Below are 18,966 nucleotides of genomic sequence, written 5' to 3' on the forward strand. Positions count from 1 at the left end.
TCAGCGGAAGTTTTGAATCAAATCCTAGATCGGCGGCGGTATTCCCTCGGACTAACACCGAATGCCCGCTTAAAGGCGATCGTGAAATGGCTTGAGCTGCCGAACCCGCATTCCAGCGCGATCTCCGTCGCCGACAAGTTGGTCGATCGCAGCATGTCGGCGGACTGGTCCAGTCGACGCCGCGCGATATACGCGTGTGGCGTCATCCCGGTAGATTGCTTGAAAGCCCTGCTGAAATGGAAACGGCTGACACCGACCTCCTTTGCCAGATCGGCGAGGGTGGGTGTCTCGTCCGACGAGGCTTCGATCATTGCGATCGCCCGTTTGAGATCGAAGGCTGACAGCCCGCCTTTCGCCGGCTCGTAATAGTGGCCGTTGCGCCTGACCATCTGAACGAGCAAGTGCATCGCCTGGCTCTCGACCATCGTCACGCTGATCGGATCGGGCTGCCTGAGCTCGATGGCGATCCGCTGCAAAGCCATCTCCACCGTGCTGTCCCGAAATCCGATCGAAGCCGGCAGGTCGCCCGAGCGACGGCGCACCATCCCGCCGAACGCTTCGTCGGCGAACCCTTTTTCAATTGAGACGAGCAGGTAGGCGGCCGTCGGTTCTCCCTCGTCCCACCCCGTCCAATCACTGCCGGCAGGCATATGGATTACCGAGCCAGCCCGCCGTGGCGAAAACGAGATCCGACGCCCGTCGACGAAATCCTCTCCGCGGCTTGCCGCCCCTTTCAGGTTCATCAGGAATATGTGGCCCGGGAACGAAATTGCTGTTTCCTGGCGCTCCAGACCAGTTCTCCTGATCAAGTCTGCTCGTATGTTGCCCCAACTCTCATGTTGGTGTGTAAGCGTCTGGTGCTGTGAACGGCGGATCTTGTTCGGATCGAGGCAAGGGGTGTCCACGGATGGCAGCAGCCTTCATACTAAAAGTAGCCCGCCCTCCCGTGTTGTGCCTAACCAGAGGTTGCTGGACAAATCACAACTAACTCAGGATTGGTAGAAGATGTGACTTTAGTAAAAAAATGGCAATCTCAGGAAAGCCGATCGTATTCAGCAGTCCTACCAGTGCCCCGGCCAAGACTCGAATCAATCTGAAACATTAGATCCCACTTAATTGAGTGGAGTTTTCCCATCGAGCTCCTGGCATCTCACCAAAGCAACGGTGCGGGAGGCATAGTGCGATGCGAGGGCTCAACGATTTTCTGGCCGAGTGCGACCAAGGACCAAGGATCAACCAACTTGCAGGGTTTTTTGCGGCAACCGCAGCGGGCAAAAGCGGGATGCCACTTCGCAAGCCTCAGGCCGACCCCCGCCTTCTGCCCAGCGATGAACTCCTGCGCGATCTCGTTCGCCTGCACGCCGCGAGGCAAGGTTTCTTCGACCGGCACTATCACGGCAGCATTCCCTACAGATTGGAAGAAGAGTGCAGGATGGCCTACGCAGTGCTGAACTATGCTCGGCGCCGTGGATCCGCGCTGTCGCTGTACAGCCTTGGAACAGCCGAAGGCACGATGGCCAGAACCCTGTCAGAATTTTCGGATGGGCAGATTCTTTCGCTGTCCTGCAGCCCGAACCCCGAGAACTACAAATCCTTCATGGCGTATGGCGAACCGGCCCACGCCGAATTCTTCATCGGCCCGTTCCACTGGTTGACCAAGGATGCGCTCGGATCTGATCGGCGGCTGAAGAAATTCACGCGAGGCTTTGACGTCATCCTGGAGGACACAACCTTCCAGATGTACTCGCCCAACAGACCCAAGCAGATCGAGTTCGTGACCCAGCACCTCAAGGAGGGTGGCATCTTCGTCTTCGTCGAAAAATTCAGGGCGGCCGATGAAAGCGACTACCAGCGTCGAGAATCCCAGAAGGATTATGGCTTCAAGGCGAGGTACTTTCCCCCGGACGAAATCGCAAGAAAGAAGGCGGACGTCCTCGGGACCATGTTCAACAATGAGGTGACGCTGGCAGAAATGGCGCGCTCCGTAGGTGCGCATTTCAAGTACTGCACGATGACGTGGAACAGCGGCAATTTCTGCAGCCTTGCGGCGAGCAACAGCAAGGAGAATCTCGACCTCTACGCTTCACAGATGTCAGCGCCCGCCATTCCGCATGAATATGTCTACGAGACCAGCGTATCTGACGCAGCGACGATCGCCATGGCGGACAATCCGATGTGACGCAGCCATGGGGTGGCAGTTGCGCGAGGCTCCAGGCGGGCAGGCGAGACTGTTGATCCGCCTGAGTGCCGCCTGTCCGCAATACGGAACCGATCGCATGGCGGTGAGACAGGCGCCTCCTGTAGCGATGGTCACGAAGCTCGAGGGACATGACGCGGAACGGGAACGCCATCCAGTTGCTAACCTACGCTTTTGCGGCCGTGGATCACGGCAGCATGCGTCAGGCCGCAAGAGCGCTGAGGGTTCAGGAATCCTCGGTCAGCCGCAACGTCGTCAAACTCGAACAGCAGCTCGATATCCAGCTGTTCGAGCGCGATGTGCGCGGCGTTCGCTTGACGAAGACAGGCCGCGCCTGGATCGAAATCGTGCGGGCTCACTACGACGGCCTCCTCGATGCTTTTGCCGAGCGTGTGCGCGATAACAAGGATGCCAAGACACTCAGGATTGGGCTGTGCTGGGCGACAGGAGGAGAATTCCTCAAACGCCTCATCGAGCATTTCGGCAAGCTGTACCCGGACGTAAGGTTGACCATTGAGGATGTCCCATCGGGCCAGTGCCTTTCTGCAATACGCCGCAGACGCTTCGACCTTGTGTTCACACATCACATTGGCACCGCCAAATTCTGCAGCAGCGAAGTGTTCTGGCAAGAGCGCCTCTTCGTGCTCCTGCCGTCCTGTCATTCTCTTGTCGAGAGGCCGGTGCTCAGATGGTCCGACCTCGCGGACATGCCTCTGCTCGTCCCGGTTGGGCTGGAAGGGCCGCCGTCGGACCTGCTCGAACGCATTGCGGCCGGTGGCGGGCCGGCCGTTCATACGTGTCGCGCGAACCGAGCGACCGTCATTTTCCAGGTGCAGCTCGGGCAAGGCATCACTTTGGCAGGGGCGAGCTATGCCAGGAAAATTGCCATCGATTCCGCCCGGTGGAAGCCTCTGGGTGGGAAGAACAGCGTTAGTTCAATCAGCGGCATCTGGCTTGAATCGAATCCAAAGCGCGCGGTCCTGCGTTTTGTCGGGCTTGCCAAGAACATGGGGGTCGCCAGTCAAAGGCCGAGAGCACCAAAAAACGGTACGCCAGGAGCTATGCCCGACGGAATGAGCCGCACGGAGCGCCGCCCCTCAAGACCCATCCTGCGAGACTAAGTCAGTTTCGCATTCGGACGCCGGATCGCCGCTCTCCTGAATGGACAGTTGAAGATGTCATCAGGAAAGGCGACGGGGACGGATCGGCGGCTGATGCCGTCCCTCGAAGACGGTCTTTTGCACCAACGCTCTCTTGAGATTATCGTGCTCGAAGGCGCTCGCCATGCGCTTGACCTCTGCCGATAGGCAGCGTCGCAAGCGTCCTACATTCGAAGAGGGAGTATCCATGCCACGCACGCGATTTGCTCTTCGCCTGTCCGACCAGGCGCGTCTGACCGCCAAAATCGAAATCGACCTGGAAGCCAGGAGCAATTGCCTAGCGGCGCCTGCCTCTTAACGGCTGCGCTACTTCTCCTTCCTCTGCTTGCCACGGCCGCGCCGCTGTCAGTCCCTTTGGCATCGACGGCAACACCATCGAAATTCACGGGCAGCGAATTCGGTTGAACGGCATTGACGCGCCCGAACGCGCGCAGCTCTGCCTTGACGCCGTCGGCAAGAAATATCCTTGCGGGCAAACGGTATCTCCCGCGCTGGCGGATTTTCTCGAGGCGCATTGCCCGACATCCTGCATCGAGGTCGCTCGCGATCAGTTCAGGCGCATGGTGGCAGTCTGCGCCGCCGGCGGGAATGGATGGCGTCAGGGTCATGCGCTCGACTAACGCCGGTACAGCACTGGCTTCTATGCTCAAGCCCAGCGTGAGCTATGGCAGCGCGGTGCGGCATCTGGACTGTTTCGTTCACCGCGCCGTGGGAATGGCGGAAAAAGATCGAACGTTACGACGCCCTTTTTGCGAACGCCCAAACCATCAGCGGGTATTCCTCGTCGTTGCTCAAATCCCGCCACATTCCGTAGGCTCGCACCGGGCCGCCAATATGGGCCTTGGCGCAAGTCTTGTTGCCCCACCCAAATGCCTGCACGTCGTCCTCGGCGAAGCCGCCTTCGATCATCAGCTGTTTCAGCCCTGCGGGTGTCCAGCGGTTGTAGTCGTGCGGCCGCGCATGCACGCGAAACAAGAAAGGTGTTGCCACCATCGCCCAGCCGCCGGGCTTGGTCATTGCGTGGATATTGGCGGCCGCCGCTTGCGGGCGCTGCACATGCTCCAGCACCTGGTCAGCGATGACGATGGAATATTGCTCGTCGGTGCGGTCCTTGCAGATGTCGAACTCGGGAAAATCTACCGACCGGTAATCCGGGCACAGCGCCCGCCAGTAGCGGTTCCAGCCCGGCGAAATCTCGATCACGTCGCGCGACTTGCGGTTGGCGGCTTCGAGGAAAACCGTGAAGGCTTCGATCTGGCGGATGCGCAGCCAGTTGCGGCTGTCGTAGCGAAGCAGCCGCTTCACTGCATGCTTGCCGCGGTTTTTCAGGGCACCGGCAAGGCTTGTCATTCTCGACCTCCTCCTGCCCGCCGCAAAACCGTCATATCCCGCAAAGCGTACAAAAGAATGACGGTGTGTGTGAGCCGGCGTTAACGCGCCGGCTCACACAGTCAGAAGCTCATCAATAATTGCCGTTGTAGTAACGGTCGTCACAAGGCGCCGTGTAGATCCGGCCGTAGCGGTCCTGATAGCGGCAGAGCTGGTCCTCGCGGCGCTGCGGAGTTGTAGCCGAGCCGACGACGGCGCCCAGCAGCGCGCCGCTGGCCGCGCCGATGACCGTGCTCTTGGTGTTACCGCCGATAGCCTGGCCGACGAGCGCGCCGCCGGCGCCGCCCAATAGCGCACCGGTGGTGGCGCGCTGCTGGCCTTCGGTCTGCGACTGGCAACCCGCAAGTGCTGCGGTGATCAGAACCGCCAGAATAGCCTTCTTGATGATCATCACTGGAACTCCTCTGAAGCCCCGCGGACTGACGGACAGGGGCGAACGAAGCCGATGCGGTTGCATTGCGGCGGAACGGCGGCGCGGCTTCTCACGAAGTGAGTCAGGGTTTCCCATGAGTTGAAAGCCATGGTTTCCAAAGTGCAAAAGTAGTCGGGCGGACGCTTCGATTTAATCTTGACTGGAATTGCCATGCGCTGCCCGCTAGAATTGACATTCGTCCCGATGGTGCAAGGCGATGGACAAGGTTGCTGCGGCCCGCGAACCTCCTACGGAGAGGCGAAGGGTTCGCGCGGCTCAATATGTACGAATGTCCACCGAGCACCAGACTTATTCCCTCGAGAATCAGAAGGATGCAATCCGCAGCTATGCAGAGGTCATGGGGTACGACATCGTCGCCACCTATGAAGACCCCGGCCGTAGCGGGTTGCACATAGAAGGCCGGCCCGGGCTCAAGAAGCTGCTGTTCGACATTGAACACGGCCTCGCCGATTACGAGACTGTCGTCGTCTATGACGTGAGCAGATGGGGCCGGTTCCAAAGCGTCGATGAAAGCGCTTCCTACGAATATCGATGTCAGATGGCGGGTGTTCGGATTGAGTTTTGCGCCGAGCAATTCGCGAACGATGGCACCGTCGGATCCGATGTACTCAAGGCCATAAAGCGCAGCATGGCTGCAGAGTACAGCCGGATGTTGTCACAGAGGGTCTTCTTGGGCCAGGTGAGGATGGCCCGCATGGGCTTCCACGTAGGCGGCATCCAGGGGCTTGGACTAAGGCGTCTGATGGTTGACCAGTTCGGACGGCCCAAACTCATCCTCGCCCGCTATGAATACAAGAACTTCCAGACAGACCGGGTGATCATCGTGCCGGGGCCACCGGAAGAGATAGCTACTGTTCGATTGATCTTTCGCCTGTTTGTCCGGTCACGCAAAAACGAACCTCAAATCGCAAAATATCTGAATGACCGGGGGATCCTGAACGACTTCGGTCGGCCTTGGAAAGCCGATGGCGTGCGCCGTGTCCTGACCAATGAGAAATATATCGGCAACAACGTCTGGAATAGACGCTGCACCAAACTAAAAACCAAGGTTGTATACAATCCCCCGGACCAATGGGTCAGAGCGGACAACGCCTTTGAGCCTATCATCAGTCGCCAATTATTCGACAAAGCACAGCAAATATTGAAATCGCTTTATCTTCACATGAGCGATGACGAGATGCTGGCAGTCCTACGAAGACTCTACAAACGTCATGGGAAACTGTCGTCCGACATCATCAACGCAGCGCCCGAATGCCCTTCGGCCTATCGCTATAGCGCGCATTTCGGAGGTCTGCTCGGCGCATACAAGCTGATCGGTTGCCTGCCGCCCAGAAAGTCTCATTTCATCGAAATTGACAGGCGCCTCAAGGCTATCCGCGATCATGCATTAGAAGACCTGCTGGTCGCGATTGAACAGGCAGCCGGCCACGCTGCCCAGGACCCTGAAACGGAGATCATCCGCATCAATGGCGAGTTGACCGTAGCGCTCGCGATCGCCAGGTGTCGCGTTTCGCATTCTGCCTATCCCCGCTGGTCTTCGCGGGCCGTGCGAGAGGCCAGGGCGGGTATTTTCGTCTTGATCCGCATGCAGCCGGGCAATCTGATCATTCGCGACTACCTGATCGCTCCGACGCATGAAATTTCCGGGTTCAAAGGAGATTTCCATGTCAACAATGGAATGAAGCTGGATGCGTTTCTTTTCCGATCGCTAGATCCGCTCGTTGCGCTGGCTGAGCGAACATTCGTCGGGAGCCCCGCATGAGGGAGCGCCGCACAGTTTTAGGCTTGGAAGCCGCCGACCTTCTTTTGCAGAATAACCGCACAAGACATGCGGCGCTTTTGGAAAAGATGCAAGAGCCCAACAGATGGTTCACCGGTCCCTGGCTGTGCAGAACCTATCAGGCGGAATGCCAAAGAACGCGGGACATGATCGCCGAAGCTATTATCTCTCGGCATCTGCTGCAGACGATCGCCGAGGTGTTTCGATATCCGATCAAGCAGGAATCGTTCCGTCGCCTGCTATCGGCCGAAAGCCTGGCCTTCGTGCCGAAGGCCCTGGCTGAAGGACCTACTTTGAACCTGCTTGCGGAGAGTTCAGCGCCAAGCCCGTTGGTCAATGGAGTTTCTCCCGAGGCTCTCAAGCTTTTGCAGGATTGGAATGTGCCGCCACAGGTCTTCGCTTCCTTGCGCAAGATGGTTCCGGAAAGGCAGCTCAAAGCGGCAAGGCTCATGATCGCCCTGAAGAGAGTGAGCTTCCACTATGCGCAACTCCTCTCAACGCTTACTCCGGCGTCGCAGTTGGTGGATCCCTCCAGGCCGAGAAAGAAGTTTGTCGGGGTGACAGCCGACCAGCTGGCCGCCATGGAAGCTGAGTTTGATTTGCTGAACGAAGAATTTCTGTACTGCGCCAGCCTTCGTGGCACCTGGGCGCTGGAGTTGATGGTGGCAAGGCTCTATCTCGACCGGCTGATGGAAAACGCGCGGGTGGTTAGACACCTTGCGCGGGATTTTCCGGAGCAGCTCGCAAGCTTCCAAATGATACTGGACATTCCAGCGGGTCAGGAAGCTTTGACGAGCCAACCGGTAAAAACCGGGCTAAAGCGCACGCATTTTGTCTTCTGAGTTGGCGCCTTCGGGCAAGACGCTGCCCGCTCGCACCAAATGACGCGCTGCTCCCAGCAGCTACACGACCTGGCTGATCCAGGCGCTCACGACAGCGTCGCTGCGATGCAAGCCGGGCCGTAAGGGATCGGTCATCACCCTCAGTTTCGTGGCATGCTGTGGACCTCGAGCCGGACCGGCCCGCCCCGATCGCAGTTCGTGCAGAAAAGCGCCCGTTCGACCGAGCTGAACAGGGCTTCCCTGGCGTAACGCCGGATCAGCCCTTCCGGCTTTACCATGGCGTGATGCGAGCATTTCGTGCACCAGGTGACCTGCCATGAACATTCATCCAGCGGCGATTAGAACCTTGGCCGTTTCTGTTACGCCGTTTGGCGCGGGTTGAGCAACCGGCGGAGGCGCGGAGCCTTCGATCAGCACAGCGTCGGAGCCGGTTGCGGCGACGACCTCGGCGTATCCCGCCGGGGTCTGGTAGCCGAGCGAGGAATGAGGCCTCGCGGTGTTGAAGTCCTCCCGCCATTCGGCGATGGCGCTGCGAGCGTGGTCGAGGCCGAAGAACAGGCTCTCGTTCAACAGCTCGTCGCGCCTCCGGCCGTTGAAGGATTCGACGTAGCCGTTCTGCATCGGCTTGCCCGGCGCGATGTAGTGCCATTCGATCCCGTAATCCTTCGACCAGGCGAGGATGGCGTTCGAGGTGAACTCGGTGCCGTGGTCGGAGACGATCTTGCCCGGCTTGCCGCGCTGGGCGATCAGTTCCGTCAGTTCACGGGCAACCCGACGGCCGGAGATTGAGGTGTCCGGGATCGCGGCCAGACATTCGCGTGTCACGTCGTCGACGATGTTCAGCACACGGAACCTCCGGCCGCAGGCGAATTGGTCATGCACGAAATCCAGCGACCAGCGCGCGTTCGGCTTTGCATTGACCGGCGGCGGGCGGCCGATGTGCCGCCCTTTAGATATGTTCCCGACCGAGGAAACTACACAGATTGCACATTTCCGCTCACGAATAATGTGAGTCGGGGATCAGGGTTGGGGAAATGGCTGTAACTGAGATCATTACCAGACAATTAGACGCAGACGATGACACATCATGGATCGCTAGTATAGCGTGCGGCAATCAGCGGTGTAGTCCAGAGTTTCGCGGTACAGAGGCGCAAGCCATTACATACGCCGCGCTGTGTCTTGCGATCAGCGGCGGGGCAAGCAACCTGCCGCCACAGGAAATGGTGGCAGGTTCAGAATGGTTGCCGCTTGGAACCCTGATCACGACGGCCCATTGGCGTTAGGGTAGACGGCCGCTGCATCTGGCGCGCCGGCCACCTATTCCACTTCCCTGAAGTCTTGCAATGAGGCGTGCCGCAAATCCTCCTCGCCGCGCAAGTGTTTCACGCGGCCGATGATCCCAGCCGCTGCATGTCCTTGGGCCCGGTCGCAGGGTGCTTGGCCCGATGGAGCCGACGGGGCAGAGACTTGCGATTTCACGCAACCAAGTCAGTTTGCCGGCATTAACATGTGGAACGCGCCGGAGGAGGCCTATGCTACACTATAGCGTGCCCCGGGAACTTGAGATCGGTGACGAGGTCGCGCTGACGGGTACGGTCACCGCGATGCTGCCTAGCGGACGGGCCAAAGTAAGCATTCCGTCCTATGACTCGCCCTATTCGGTTGACCCACCGCCTAAAACCCGCGCTGGAGATAAAGTCGTTCTTGTTGGGGACGTCATCCGCATTGATCGCCAAGCCGACAAGTTGACGGTGCGGATTGACTGCGGCGGCGTGGTCACCGTCGGACGCTCGGCGATTACCAGGCTGAGAAAGCACCGGCGCTCTTCATCGCGCTGACGCAGAGTGCGCCACGATGTCTGCCGCGCAACTCGCGGTGGTTAGCAGTCGAGAGCGCTAGCTTTGCTATGTGGGTTCACCAGAGCGAAGCCGAGGCGCCTTCCTATGAGCGGCGGCCACGCCGGATCTCGGCGGAACCGGTGAACGCGATCGGCAATGCCGTGAAGGGGATATCGGCAACAGAGACGGGAGGAAGTTGACAGCATTTTCGCGGCATGGGCGAAGCCGTCGCCAACCTCGCCCGAGTCTCGTGACACTTCGACGGAACGGGTGACGACTTCGCGTGTTCTTTACTCGCGGCAGCAAAGGAGCAAGGTCATGGTGGCACCCCGTGCGGTTTGGAAAGGGTTCCTGAAGGTCGGGTCGGTTTCGTGCGGCGTGAAGATTGTGGGTGCGACCAGCGAGGCCTCCAAGATCCATTTCAAGATTTTGAACCGTGAAGGCGGCCTGCCTGTCAAAAGCGCATATGTGGATGAAGAGACCGGGGATGTCGTCGAGAGCGAGCACCAGGTGAAGGGTTACGAGGTGGACAAGGACCATTTCATCAAGATCGAGCCGGACGAGATCAAGAAACTCAAGTTGACATCGGCGCACACGCTCGAGGTCGATTCATTCGTCGCAATCGAAGATGTCGACACCCGATATCTGGAGAAGCCTTACTACCTCATCCCGGCGGACGAAGCTTCCCTCGAAGCCTTTTCCATCCTACGCGACGCGATGGCGAACAAGCGGGTGGCTGCACGTTCTTGCGTGGTGCTCTACCAGCGCGGGCGCGAGGTGCTGATCCAACCCTTCCAAAACGGGATGCTGCTGACCGAACTGCGCACTCACAACGAGATGACGTCGGAAAAGACCGTGTTCAGTGGCTTGGAAAGCCCCAAATACGACGAAGACCTTCTTGAGATCGCCGGGCTGTTGATCGACAAGAAAGTCACCAAGTTCGATCCGTCGAAGTTCGAAGACACATACGAGGATGCGTTGATCGCGATGATCGACGCCAAGCGCAAAGGCAAAGCACCGCCCAAGCCGGCGCCGGCGCCAAAAGAGAACGTCATCGACCTGGCCTCGGTGCTTCGCAAGAGCCTGGCCAAGGAAGGCATCAAGGGCGGCACCAAATCCAAGGGCCGAAAGTCGGCGTAGTGATGCGGGCGCTGTCAAGCGTCGAGATATTCGTTCTGCTCCTGCAGAACGCGGAAGGGGGCTCCCATGTGCAATGACTACGAGCAGCAAGTCCTCTGGGCCGAATATTGCCGGATGATGGCCTCGCTGGCGTTGAAGATCCCGGAGCATCAGACGGAACTCGATATGCCGCAGGCAGACGACATTCGCATCAACGACCCGGCTCCAATCATGCGTGCCGCCGGCGAGGGCATAGAACTGGCGTCGATGACGTTCGGGTTCCCACCATCCGGACCGAAAGCCGGACCCGTGTTCAACTTCCGTTCCGAAGGCAGGCAATTCGCACACAGCAACCGATGCCTAGTTCCGGCCTCTGCCTTCTTCGAATCGGCACGAAGTATCCGAAAGCCAGACATCGGTTCACCTCAACGGCGCTCCGCTCATGGCGATTGCCGGCCTATGGCGTGGGGGCGCCGGCAACAAACCGCCGACCTTCACGATGCTGACGACCGATCCCGGGCCGGATGTTGCGCCATAACGAAGCCCGAGGCCGAGCTCTTGCGGCCGGGGCGCTCTCAGTGGAGACTATGCGACCCGAAAGCTCGTGACACGGCGGCGCCTATTCCATGTCTGGGACATCGCCACTGACGAACAGCGTTGTGGGCGGACCGTAATCGCCTAATGCAGGGTCGGCATCTCGGCTCCACGCGATCACGCCGCCATGCGTCGAAGCGAGCGCCTTGGCTGTCCTGATCGCGCGCTCCTCGCTTTGCTGATCAGTCGGGCCATAGGCCGTGAACAGTTCGCCATCTTCGCCGCGGTCGAAGGCCACGACAACGATGAGTTTCGGCTTTTTCTGGGAAGGCAGGCCGTGGTCGGACATCAATCCACCAACTCAAGGAATTGATAGTTCTCCGGCGCCGCATCACTTGGCCAGTCAGCGCAGCACGCCATGATTGCCGCCTTGTTGGCGCCCATCCAGATCGCCGCCGCCACATCCTCGTCCTCCGTGGGTGCTTCATCGTCGTCAAAGCTGGAATTGTCCCAGTTTTCGAGCGCGAACATCCCACCCGTTGCCTCTTCCGCGGATATTCCCGCTGCGGCAAGGACAGCTTTGGCCGCTTCGATGCCGCGGTGCTTCTCTTCCGGCGAAGCGCCTTTGATTTCCAGCTGAAGCCTCATAACTCGCCTCCCGCGGCCAATCTGGTCAACAGTGAACGAAATGAGAACAAAAAGTCAAGAGCGGCCTTGACGAGGCAGGAATATGTTCCTTATTCCTGAAAGACATATGAGCAGGAAAGGCTATGGGAAAGCGCCAGAACGCCCGGGCGGCGAAGCTATGTCGGAGTTGGAAACCGCGGCGCAGCCGGCCATCGCCGCAGCCGGCGGCGACTCCGTACTCGCACTGCTGCACGTTCTATCCAGGAACACTGAACTCGAGCGTGAGCTCGCGCTGTCGCGCGCGGCAGTTTCCAACGGCTTCTCTCGCGGCTGGCACAAGGGACGGACCTGATGGCGAATCCGGCCGAGGACAATTTCCGCATCGAAGTCTGGGACAGGGAGGAAAAGACCCATCTCGAAACGATTTCAACGTCCCCGGATGCGACAGTCAGCCAAGCCGCCTGGCAGGCTGCAATTCGCCGTCGACCCGGCACGCTGCTGATCCACTACAACAGCCGGCATGTCATGGAAAAAATATTGACGCCTGGGGAGGTGAAGATCCCGCCACGGGCAATTGTCGACGGAAGCATTCATGCCGGTCTGGACGTCTCCCTCGGGGACTTACGCGAATGGCACAAGCTGCGGGCGTGGTGCAAGACTTGCTCCCATCACGCCGAGGTGAAGGCGGCTGCGCTGATCGGGCGATACGGGAAGGACGCGCTATTCAGTACCGTTGAGCGGGCGCTTCTCTGCACGAGCTGCGATCGAGGTGGCCCGGTGAGACTGGAAATACACAGACTTCCCCGGAACTGAGAGGATGTTCAAAATTGCACGATCTGATCACTTTCTTCCAGACCAATGCGGCTCTGGTGATCGCTAACCCTATAGCCTTCATGACTTTCGCAGTTCTTTTTGGAGGCGGAGGGTTCATCGTTGGCCGCTACTTTTTGACAGAGCGCATCGCAAACTTGGAAAGCCGCATCGCGAGGCGTGATGACGAAATCGAAGCCCTGAAAATTGGACGTAAGCGGAAGATTGAAGAGCCGTCACTGATCCCAATAAAAGGCACTTCGGCAATTGACAACGATGCAACGCCGTTGTTGGGAAAATGGCCGGATCGGCGCCGGTCAGGAACACTGTCTGCACCACCACGTCAACGACGCGGCTAACCATCTGGTTGTTTAGGCTCGGTCGCCCTTAAATTCTGAAAGGGCCTGCGGGGAATTTCTGCGCGAGATATCGAACGACGCTCGCGTTTCGCGCCCATTGAGTCACGAGATTATTCTTGGCGAGGACGATCGCCATCTCGACTTCCGTTTGTCCGTTTGCTTCGAAGAATCCGGTTCGTTCCGCCGACTCGTCGCCACGACGGTCGTGACCTTCAATCATTTGGGAGGGCTGTATCGCGGGAATTGCGCTTTTCCATCGCCTGACCGTAAAGTCGTCTTTGCGTCGAGCAGGCCACTCGACGACCGCCTCTGTCGTCGTGGCGCTCCCAACCTGCCATGAAGAACCTGGGCCAAGGTGCCTCCTTTGGCTTTGAGGATCGCCTCGTCGCCGTTGTGGTAGGCGAATGTGATCTCGATCGAGCCGTCGTCAAGCAATTCAGCAGAGCCATCGCCACCGACCTCGTCCATCTCGTCGAAGCCCGCCCATGTGAAGAATACCATATTGGGGCAATAGCTGAGATCGAGGCCAGCTTGCAGAGCGCCAAAGGCGATCTCGCCGTGGTTGCCCGCTTCAATGGTGATAGCGGCGCGATCGACAAGGTCGAGATGATCGCGATCCAAAGATCGGCCTCGACGATCCGCCAGCGGCCGACCAATTTACAGCCTGCTAAGGCTTGGTTTGATTGCTGCGGCGTCTTTGGGTGCAGCGCGATCAATATCGCGGTCTTATGTAGCAAACGCACCAAACACCGACGACAGGAGGGAACGGTCAGTTAGGAGCGGCGCGGTGCGCGCTGGCGGCGTTGGCCGCAAAAAATCACAAGGACTCCACAAGAGAATCCTGCTTCTCTGTAGGCGGGGCTGCGACCGCTTGCAGGATTGCCTCTGCCTGCTCCTGACTCGCCGCGAATCCCCGTATCAACCGAATGCCGAATATCGATGCCTGGCCACGGCAAGAGCGAATTGCCGTGATCTTCGGGGCGGGAATGTTTTGGCCCGGATAGCCGGGTGCACTTACTTCCTTATGATCCAATCCACCAAGGCAGTTTCAATCGGCTCGCACCCGGTGAACTCGTAAACCAGGGTCCTAGCCACGTTGCGCCATTCACACTTGGACATATTCGTTTCCAAAACCAAATCCTGAAAGGCATTGCGCAGAGATCAGCGTCGAACGCCGATATGCGGTGCCACTCGGCCTCCTTAACGGTTTCGTCTATCGTGCGCTGACGTAGCCGCTTTAGAAGGTCACGTGATGCGGCGATTGCGCGGCGGGACTGATCCATATTGCGGCGAAAGGCGGCTGTTCCACCGTAGGAGCCTTGCCGTACTAGGAAGCTGGATTCAATAGCCGCCCGCGCCAGGTCTATATGGCTTTCAACCATCGCTATCTCCCAATAGAGGTTGTGTTTTACGTCAGGAGGCGAGGGGACATGGACGACCGCTTTCAATATCTCCCTCCTTCGCGGACATAGATTCGGCGCCTGTCAGGTCAATCTTCCGCAACCATGGCCCTCGTTGACCTACAGGTTGAACCCAGCACACTTCAGAACTTGCCCGCTCCCGAAAGGTGGTCGCCTTCTTTGCCGGCTACTGGAACATGTGTGGGAGACCAAGGTTCGGGAGTCGGCCCGCTCTTTCCCGTTGCGGTGCCTTCCCTCGTGTGACTGCCCGCTGGCTCCGGCCGGCGGGCTTTTTGTGCATTATGTGGGAACCTGATATTTGTCGGGGTTCGAAAGGGGCAGCTACAAGCGCTGCTGGTCAGGGTGTCCCAACACCGCCTGGCCGGGCCCGCTTCCCCTGCCAGTGAGGCGGGCCCACGGGAACCTGGCACTTCCGGCTGAAGTTTGTGTGGAATGGGCGGGCTTTAGCTGCCCCGGCTCACGGCCCCGGGTTCCGGGGAGGCGGCGAGTAGTTGACGGAAAGGACGCTGCTCTTCCTCGCCATAAGCGCCGTTCGACACAGCGACCAATCCGGCGCGATCACGGATCTCAAGCGGGCCACGCTTCGCGCTGATGAGCGCCTCGATATTCCAGCATTTGCATTCCAGGGGTCACGCGAGGACGCCCGGTTTCAAGGATGATAGCCAAAAGGTTGTGTGTCAGTTCGATCGATCCTGTTGGAATCGATTCGGTCATGAACCATCAAGAGCTACGCGCCAATCGAAGCGGTGACTGATGGCTGGGGGGTCTTCGGCGACATCACCGTGACCCGCCGCGCAACCCACGGTCAACAGGATCTTGCTAAGTGCCCTTGGCGGTGTCCTCGATCAATTTCGCGAGCCAGTTGTGGAACCTTTCGCCAGATCTTTCCCCTATGTTTCCCACCACCTCCGCCACCATGCCGGGTGCGGAAACTGACACCTCCCCACTAATCGCAACGCTGATCGTGAACGTTGTCCTGCCAGCCTTCCCCAATCCTCCCGTCGTGTAGATTTGAAACCGAACAGAGGGCGCTAACGCTTTGACTTCCCGGCGCGGTTTGGAGTCGATGTCGATGGTCACATCTCTCGCCACCTCAGCCTTGGCCGCCTCTAACGATGCAAGCACGACGTTGTTTAGCCAAGCCCTGGCTTCCGCGCCGAAATCGGCCGTTGGCGCGACCACATCCGCACGCCCCGCTTGCCGATGGTGAGCTGCCTTGCCGCGTTCAAGGGCATCTTTGAATTTGGACATGCTAGTCACCCTCCAAGGCTGGTAGTGAGATCGGCCATCGTTCTCCAGTCAGAAGAACGCGCGCAATCGGCGGACGTTGCGTAGGACCCGACCGTGCCCCGTGACGCCGACCATTGGGGTGCTCTGCGCGGCGCGATGTCGAACTTCGGGTTGCCCAGTGGTGGTGCAGGTATTTCTAGCGAGGGTCGCTTATATGGATCCGACTTCGGGACGCGCGGTTCCAATCGACATCCCGACAGTTCTGCCGTCCGACGCTTTCATGTCGCGCGATGGCAGCGCGGTCGTAGCCGCGTCGCTGCCGAGTCAGCCCAAGGTGATCTCGCCGCGCATGCCCCCCAAGCCGAGATACCCGCTACACGTACGTTGCCGACGTGGTGCGTTGGAACCGCGTTGGGAGATGCACGTTCCTCGTTATGGTCAGGTTTAACGACCTGAACGGAGGATTAAAATGAACATCAAGATGCTCACAATGGGCGCGCTGGCGCTTGCAATGACAACTGGCTCAGCACTCGCGGCTAGCAACACATCCGCCCTCGACGACCCGGCCAAGATGTCGCCGTTCTTCACCGATGCAGGCATGAAAACGTTGCGGTCGGAAGCGGATTTCAAGACTGCTTGGATGTCCATGAAACCCGATGAAAAGAAGGCGGTGCTGAAAGACTGCGGTGATACCACGCTTAACAAGGCGCATGCGGACTTCTGCGCAATGGCGAAGAAGATGGGGGAATGAGCCCAGCCTGTGCGGCCAATGACCAATGAAGGCGGGCTCTTTGTCCGCCTCGCGGCTTAGCCCCTCAACCTAGGCCTCCGCCCCGGGCACCTTTAGGGACGCCCGCCGCTGCCGTGAATGGGGCGGCCGGCAATGACGGGACCGGGCAGCATCTTGGAAGTTGCCTCTCCAAGGGTGGGGCCATCATGGAAAACCAACCGAAACAGCCGCAGTTGAGCCCCCGCGAGGTGGAAGCACTGGCGCGCGAAACTGGCTGCACCGAAAGCCAAATCCGCGAGATTGTTTCGTTTGTCGGGCTAAATCGTGCGTCGATCATCAGAGAGGCCCGGTCTCTGCGACAGGCGAAAGATCTTGACCATTAAGCTTCTCCCGTCTTTTCGAAAGGTGCTGCCGGAAGCTGGCGGGCTTTTTGCCGGGCGGCTGGAACATGTGTCAGAGACCAAGGTTCGGGAGCGGGCCGCCTTGTCCGGGCGGTCCTCCATCCTTTCAGCTGCCCGCTGGCTCCGGCGGCGGGCTTTTTTGTTTCCGTCTGGAACACTTTCTGTTGGCCCTAGTTCATCCCCTGGCGCCCCTAACACCTTCCCTCAGTTAGAGGCGCAAGAGAGCTGTTGATCAGCTTTCAACCAAAACCCGCGACCGTCCCCTCAGTGGCGGGTTTTTTATTGCTAGCTGGAACACGTGGCACAGACAAATGTTCGGGAGCGGGCCGCCTTCTCTGGCGTCTCTCCACTTCTGTCAGCTGCCCGCTGGCTCCGGCCGGCGGGCTTGTTAGTGTTCGGGTCGGGAACAGCTCGACTAGTCGCAAGTTCGGGCGAAGGCGGCGGCGCGTCCGGGTCTTTTCGCGACGCTGGCCGGCCCGCGCGCCTTTGTTGGGTGGGGCGCGGGCCTCATGCTGGTGTGCTGGCTCCGGCCGGCGGGCTTTTTTGCGCAACGTGGGAACTTGTATTTCTCGGCAGGTTCGAATGACGGCAGCCTCCGTGCTGCTGGTCCGGCTCCCTCCTGGCCGGGCCCGCTTCCCCGCCACCCCGAGGCGGGCCCACGGAGCGGGGAACATTCCGGGCTAACAAAGTTCGTCCTGCCATGACCAGGCTGATCCCTCACGACCGATACCGGACATGAGCGGACCTGGCGGGCTTTTTGTGCGCTTATGTGGGAACTTGGCATTTCTCGGCAGGTTCGAAAGGCGGCAGCTCCCCTGCTGCCGGTCAGGTCCCCCAAGACCTGGCCGGGCCCGCTTCGCCGCCAGTGAGGCGGGCCCACGGGCGTCGCGGGTGGTCGGCGCCTTACTTCCTGATGATCCAATCCACCAAGGCAGCATCAGGGCGCTCGCACCCCGTGAGCTCGAAGATGAGGCTCCTAGCCAGGTTGCGCCATTGACACCTAGGTACGTCAGTTTCCGAGACCAAATTTCGAAATACAGACCGGACAATGTCTGCATGGAACGCGGACACGCGGTGCCGCTCATCTCTGAGCGCCTCGTCCATCTTGCGCCGGCGAAACCGCTTCAGAAGCTCCTGCGACGCTGCGATTGCACGCCGGGTTCGGGCTATGTCACCCTGAATTGAGGTAATGTAGGCCCTGGAGTGGTGCTGCAATAGCAAACTGGCGTCAAGCACCGCCCGCGCGATGTCTGTACGGCTTTCGATCATAGCTACCTCCCAATAGCTACAATTTAACAAGCCGAATCTAATGCAGTGCTCAGAAGGATTCAAATGTCGGTTTTCGCCCGAGCAGACCCGCCGGCCGCGGACTGGGACAGGATACCGCGCCTATCGCGGGAGCTGATCGAAAAAGGTCGGCCGGCGCTCAGTGGGCGGGGGGACTTCAGGGTCTAGAATGAGCGCCGGCCGCTGGCGTCCGATAGGTCCGCCGCGTGGCAATGTAGCGCCCGACGAATGGGCGTCAAACGGGCGTGATGATGAACTGCGGATGCTGCTCTTGACGGAAGCAAATTCGTCCCGCGCCACTCATGTCGGCTTGTCCACCAGCGGCTTCTTCCGTGTCGCCTTGCGGGTTTATGGGTGCTGCACAGGGGAGCTATTTCCGCAGCCCTGGGAATAAAAGGATCGTTGCGCCATCTTGCGGATCCAGCCGCTCATGGCTCGGCTGCTCGTGCCACATCACCTGACGCAGATCGCGCATGTCGACCGGCTGTCCGCAGATCTCGCACTTATAGAAATGTTCGCCCTCGTCGGCGGGCTCGCCGTCGTGCGGCTTGCCGGGGATCGGCGGGCCAAGGTCTGAAAGCTTTGTCATTGGGCCAGCAACATGCTGAGATGGTAAAAGTTCCCGGAGCTATTTTAGCTAAAGCTGATCGAATCGCGGTATAGCAATAGCTGGGTGGCGCAACATGCCACAATATCGGGTTGAGATCATGGCCGGGGAATCGGTCGTGTCTTGGCGCATGCTCATGGCGCAGCTTCCATCAAGGCGGCCCAGGCATACATCGGCAAGTCTGTCACATTATGGCGCCAGG

18 protein-coding genes and 2 pseudogenes are annotated in these 18,966 nt (G+C 59.4%); 13 read left to right on the top strand and 7 right to left on the bottom strand.

From position 1 onward, the window contains the following. Positions 1–17: 17 nt before the first annotated feature. Positions 18–809, bottom strand: coding sequence for a helix-turn-helix domain-containing protein (locus tag LB536_RS25915; RefSeq protein WP_224597644.1), 792 nt, complete (start codon positions 807–809; stop codon positions 18–20). A gap of 374 nt (positions 810–1,183) precedes the next feature. Here LB536_RS25915 and LB536_RS25920 point away from each other — a divergent pair, with 374 nt between their 5' ends. Further along, positions 1,184–2,179 carry a class I SAM-dependent methyltransferase gene (locus LB536_RS25920; RefSeq protein ID WP_140765773.1) on the top strand — a complete coding sequence of 332 codons (996 nt, stop codon included), beginning with the start codon at positions 1,184–1,186 and terminating at the stop codon, positions 2,177–2,179. Between the two features lie 149 nt (positions 2,180–2,328). After that, positions 2,329–3,318 carry a LysR family transcriptional regulator gene (locus LB536_RS25925; protein WP_224597648.1) on the top strand — a complete coding sequence of 330 codons (990 nt, stop codon included), beginning with the start codon at positions 2,329–2,331 and terminating at the stop codon, positions 3,316–3,318. Positions 3,319–4,092: 774 nt separating this feature from the next. On the opposite strand, the gene LB536_RS25930 is transcribed toward LB536_RS25925, so the two are convergent. Next, positions 4,093–4,707, bottom strand: a complete 615-nt coding sequence (locus tag LB536_RS25930; RefSeq protein WP_140765769.1) for a class I SAM-dependent methyltransferase — start codon at positions 4,705–4,707, stop codon at positions 4,093–4,095. 112 nt (positions 4,708–4,819) lie between these two features. Next, a complete protein-coding gene (locus tag LB536_RS25935) occupies positions 4,820–5,137 on the bottom strand; it encodes a YMGG-like glycine zipper-containing protein (protein WP_140765768.1) in 318 nt (105 codons plus the stop codon). Between the two features lie 238 nt (positions 5,138–5,375). Between LB536_RS25935 and LB536_RS25940 the strand changes: the two genes are divergently transcribed. Together LB536_RS25940 and LB536_RS25945 are read left to right on the top strand one after the other, a co-directional pair. Continuing rightward, the gene (locus LB536_RS25940) at positions 5,376–6,941 is read left to right on the top strand and encodes a recombinase family protein (protein ID WP_140765766.1); all 1,566 of its coding nucleotides are present in this window, start codon (positions 5,376–5,378) and stop codon (positions 6,939–6,941) included. Beyond that, complete coding sequence (locus LB536_RS25945) at positions 6,938–7,801, top strand: plasmid partitioning protein RepB C-terminal domain-containing protein (RefSeq protein WP_224597651.1); 864 nt, start codon at positions 6,938–6,940, stop codon at positions 7,799–7,801. Before LB536_RS25940 ends, LB536_RS25945 begins: the two co-directional genes overlap by 4 nt. A 324-nt stretch (positions 7,802–8,125) precedes the next feature. On the opposite strand, the pseudogene LB536_RS25950 reads toward LB536_RS25945, so the two are convergent. Next, a pseudogene (locus tag LB536_RS25950) lies at positions 8,126–8,731 on the bottom strand (integrase core domain-containing protein); the annotation flags it as partial. Positions 8,732–9,333: 602 nt separating this feature from the next. Here LB536_RS25950 and LB536_RS25955 point away from each other — a divergent pair. The 3 genes and pseudogenes from LB536_RS25955 to LB536_RS25965 all read left to right on the top strand — a co-directional run bounded on the left by LB536_RS25955 (position 9,334) and on the right by LB536_RS25965 (position 11,366). Beyond that, positions 9,334–9,639, top strand: coding sequence for a preprotein translocase subunit YajC (locus tag LB536_RS25955; protein ID WP_140764545.1), 306 nt, complete (start codon positions 9,334–9,336; stop codon positions 9,637–9,639). A gap of 318 nt (positions 9,640–9,957) precedes the next feature. Then, positions 9,958–10,779 (top strand): Ku protein, encoded by an 822-nt coding sequence (locus tag LB536_RS25960; RefSeq protein WP_224597653.1) that lies wholly within the window; start codon positions 9,958–9,960, stop codon positions 10,777–10,779. A 66-nt stretch (positions 10,780–10,845) separates the two neighbouring features. Next, a pseudogene (locus LB536_RS25965) lies at positions 10,846–11,366 on the top strand (SOS response-associated peptidase family protein). A gap of 11 nt (positions 11,367–11,377) precedes the next feature. Here the strand turns inward: LB536_RS25965 and LB536_RS25970 are convergent. Together LB536_RS25970 and LB536_RS25975 are read right to left on the bottom strand one after the other, a co-directional pair. Further along, positions 11,378–11,641 carry a hypothetical protein gene (locus tag LB536_RS25970; RefSeq protein WP_140764539.1) on the bottom strand — a complete coding sequence of 88 codons (264 nt, stop codon included), beginning with the start codon at positions 11,639–11,641 and terminating at the stop codon, positions 11,378–11,380. Next, the gene (locus tag LB536_RS25975) at positions 11,641–11,940 is read right to left on the bottom strand and encodes a hypothetical protein (RefSeq protein WP_224597657.1); all 300 of its coding nucleotides are present in this window, start codon (positions 11,938–11,940) and stop codon (positions 11,641–11,643) included. The genes LB536_RS25970 and LB536_RS25975 overlap by 1 nt, the downstream gene beginning before the upstream one ends. 106 nt (positions 11,941–12,046) lie before the next feature. Between LB536_RS25975 and LB536_RS25980 the strand changes: the two genes are divergently transcribed. From LB536_RS25980 to LB536_RS26000, 4 genes are all read left to right on the top strand, one after another. Next, positions 12,047–12,271: a hypothetical protein gene (locus LB536_RS25980; RefSeq protein ID WP_140764533.1), complete on the top strand. Its 225-nt coding sequence runs from the start codon at positions 12,047–12,049 to the stop codon at positions 12,269–12,271. Then, entirely contained in the window at positions 12,271–12,732 is a 462-nt protein-coding gene (locus LB536_RS25985) for a hypothetical protein (protein WP_140764531.1), read from the top strand. The genes LB536_RS25980 and LB536_RS25985 overlap by 1 nt, the downstream gene beginning before the upstream one ends. Before the next feature lie 14 nt (positions 12,733–12,746). Beyond that, positions 12,747–13,088 carry a hypothetical protein gene (locus LB536_RS25990; RefSeq protein ID WP_140764528.1) on the top strand — a complete coding sequence of 114 codons (342 nt, stop codon included), beginning with the start codon at positions 12,747–12,749 and terminating at the stop codon, positions 13,086–13,088. A 336-nt stretch (positions 13,089–13,424) separates the two neighbouring features. Further along, complete coding sequence (locus tag LB536_RS26000) at positions 13,425–13,865, top strand: hypothetical protein (RefSeq protein ID WP_224597665.1); 441 nt, start codon at positions 13,425–13,427, stop codon at positions 13,863–13,865. Between the two features lie 1,463 nt (positions 13,866–15,328). Here LB536_RS26000 and LB536_RS26005 read toward each other — a convergent pair. Continuing rightward, positions 15,329–15,760 (bottom strand): hypothetical protein, encoded by a 432-nt coding sequence (locus LB536_RS26005; RefSeq protein ID WP_224597668.1) that lies wholly within the window; start codon positions 15,758–15,760, stop codon positions 15,329–15,331. A gap of 448 nt (positions 15,761–16,208) precedes the next feature. Here LB536_RS26005 and LB536_RS26010 point away from each other — a divergent pair, with 448 nt between their 5' ends. Continuing rightward, complete coding sequence (locus tag LB536_RS26010) at positions 16,209–16,490, top strand: hypothetical protein (protein WP_224597671.1); 282 nt, start codon at positions 16,209–16,211, stop codon at positions 16,488–16,490. 2,097 nt (positions 16,491–18,587) lie between these two features. Next, positions 18,588–18,734 carry a hypothetical protein gene (locus LB536_RS26015; protein WP_181182871.1) on the top strand — a complete coding sequence of 49 codons (147 nt, stop codon included), beginning with the start codon at positions 18,588–18,590 and terminating at the stop codon, positions 18,732–18,734. The last annotated feature ends 232 nt before the right edge of the window (positions 18,735–18,966 follow it).

It is taken from the genome of Mesorhizobium sp. ES1-3 (genome assembly GCF_020164795.1).
In the GTDB taxonomy this organism is placed as follows: Bacteria; Pseudomonadota; Alphaproteobacteria; order Rhizobiales; family Rhizobiaceae; genus Mesorhizobium.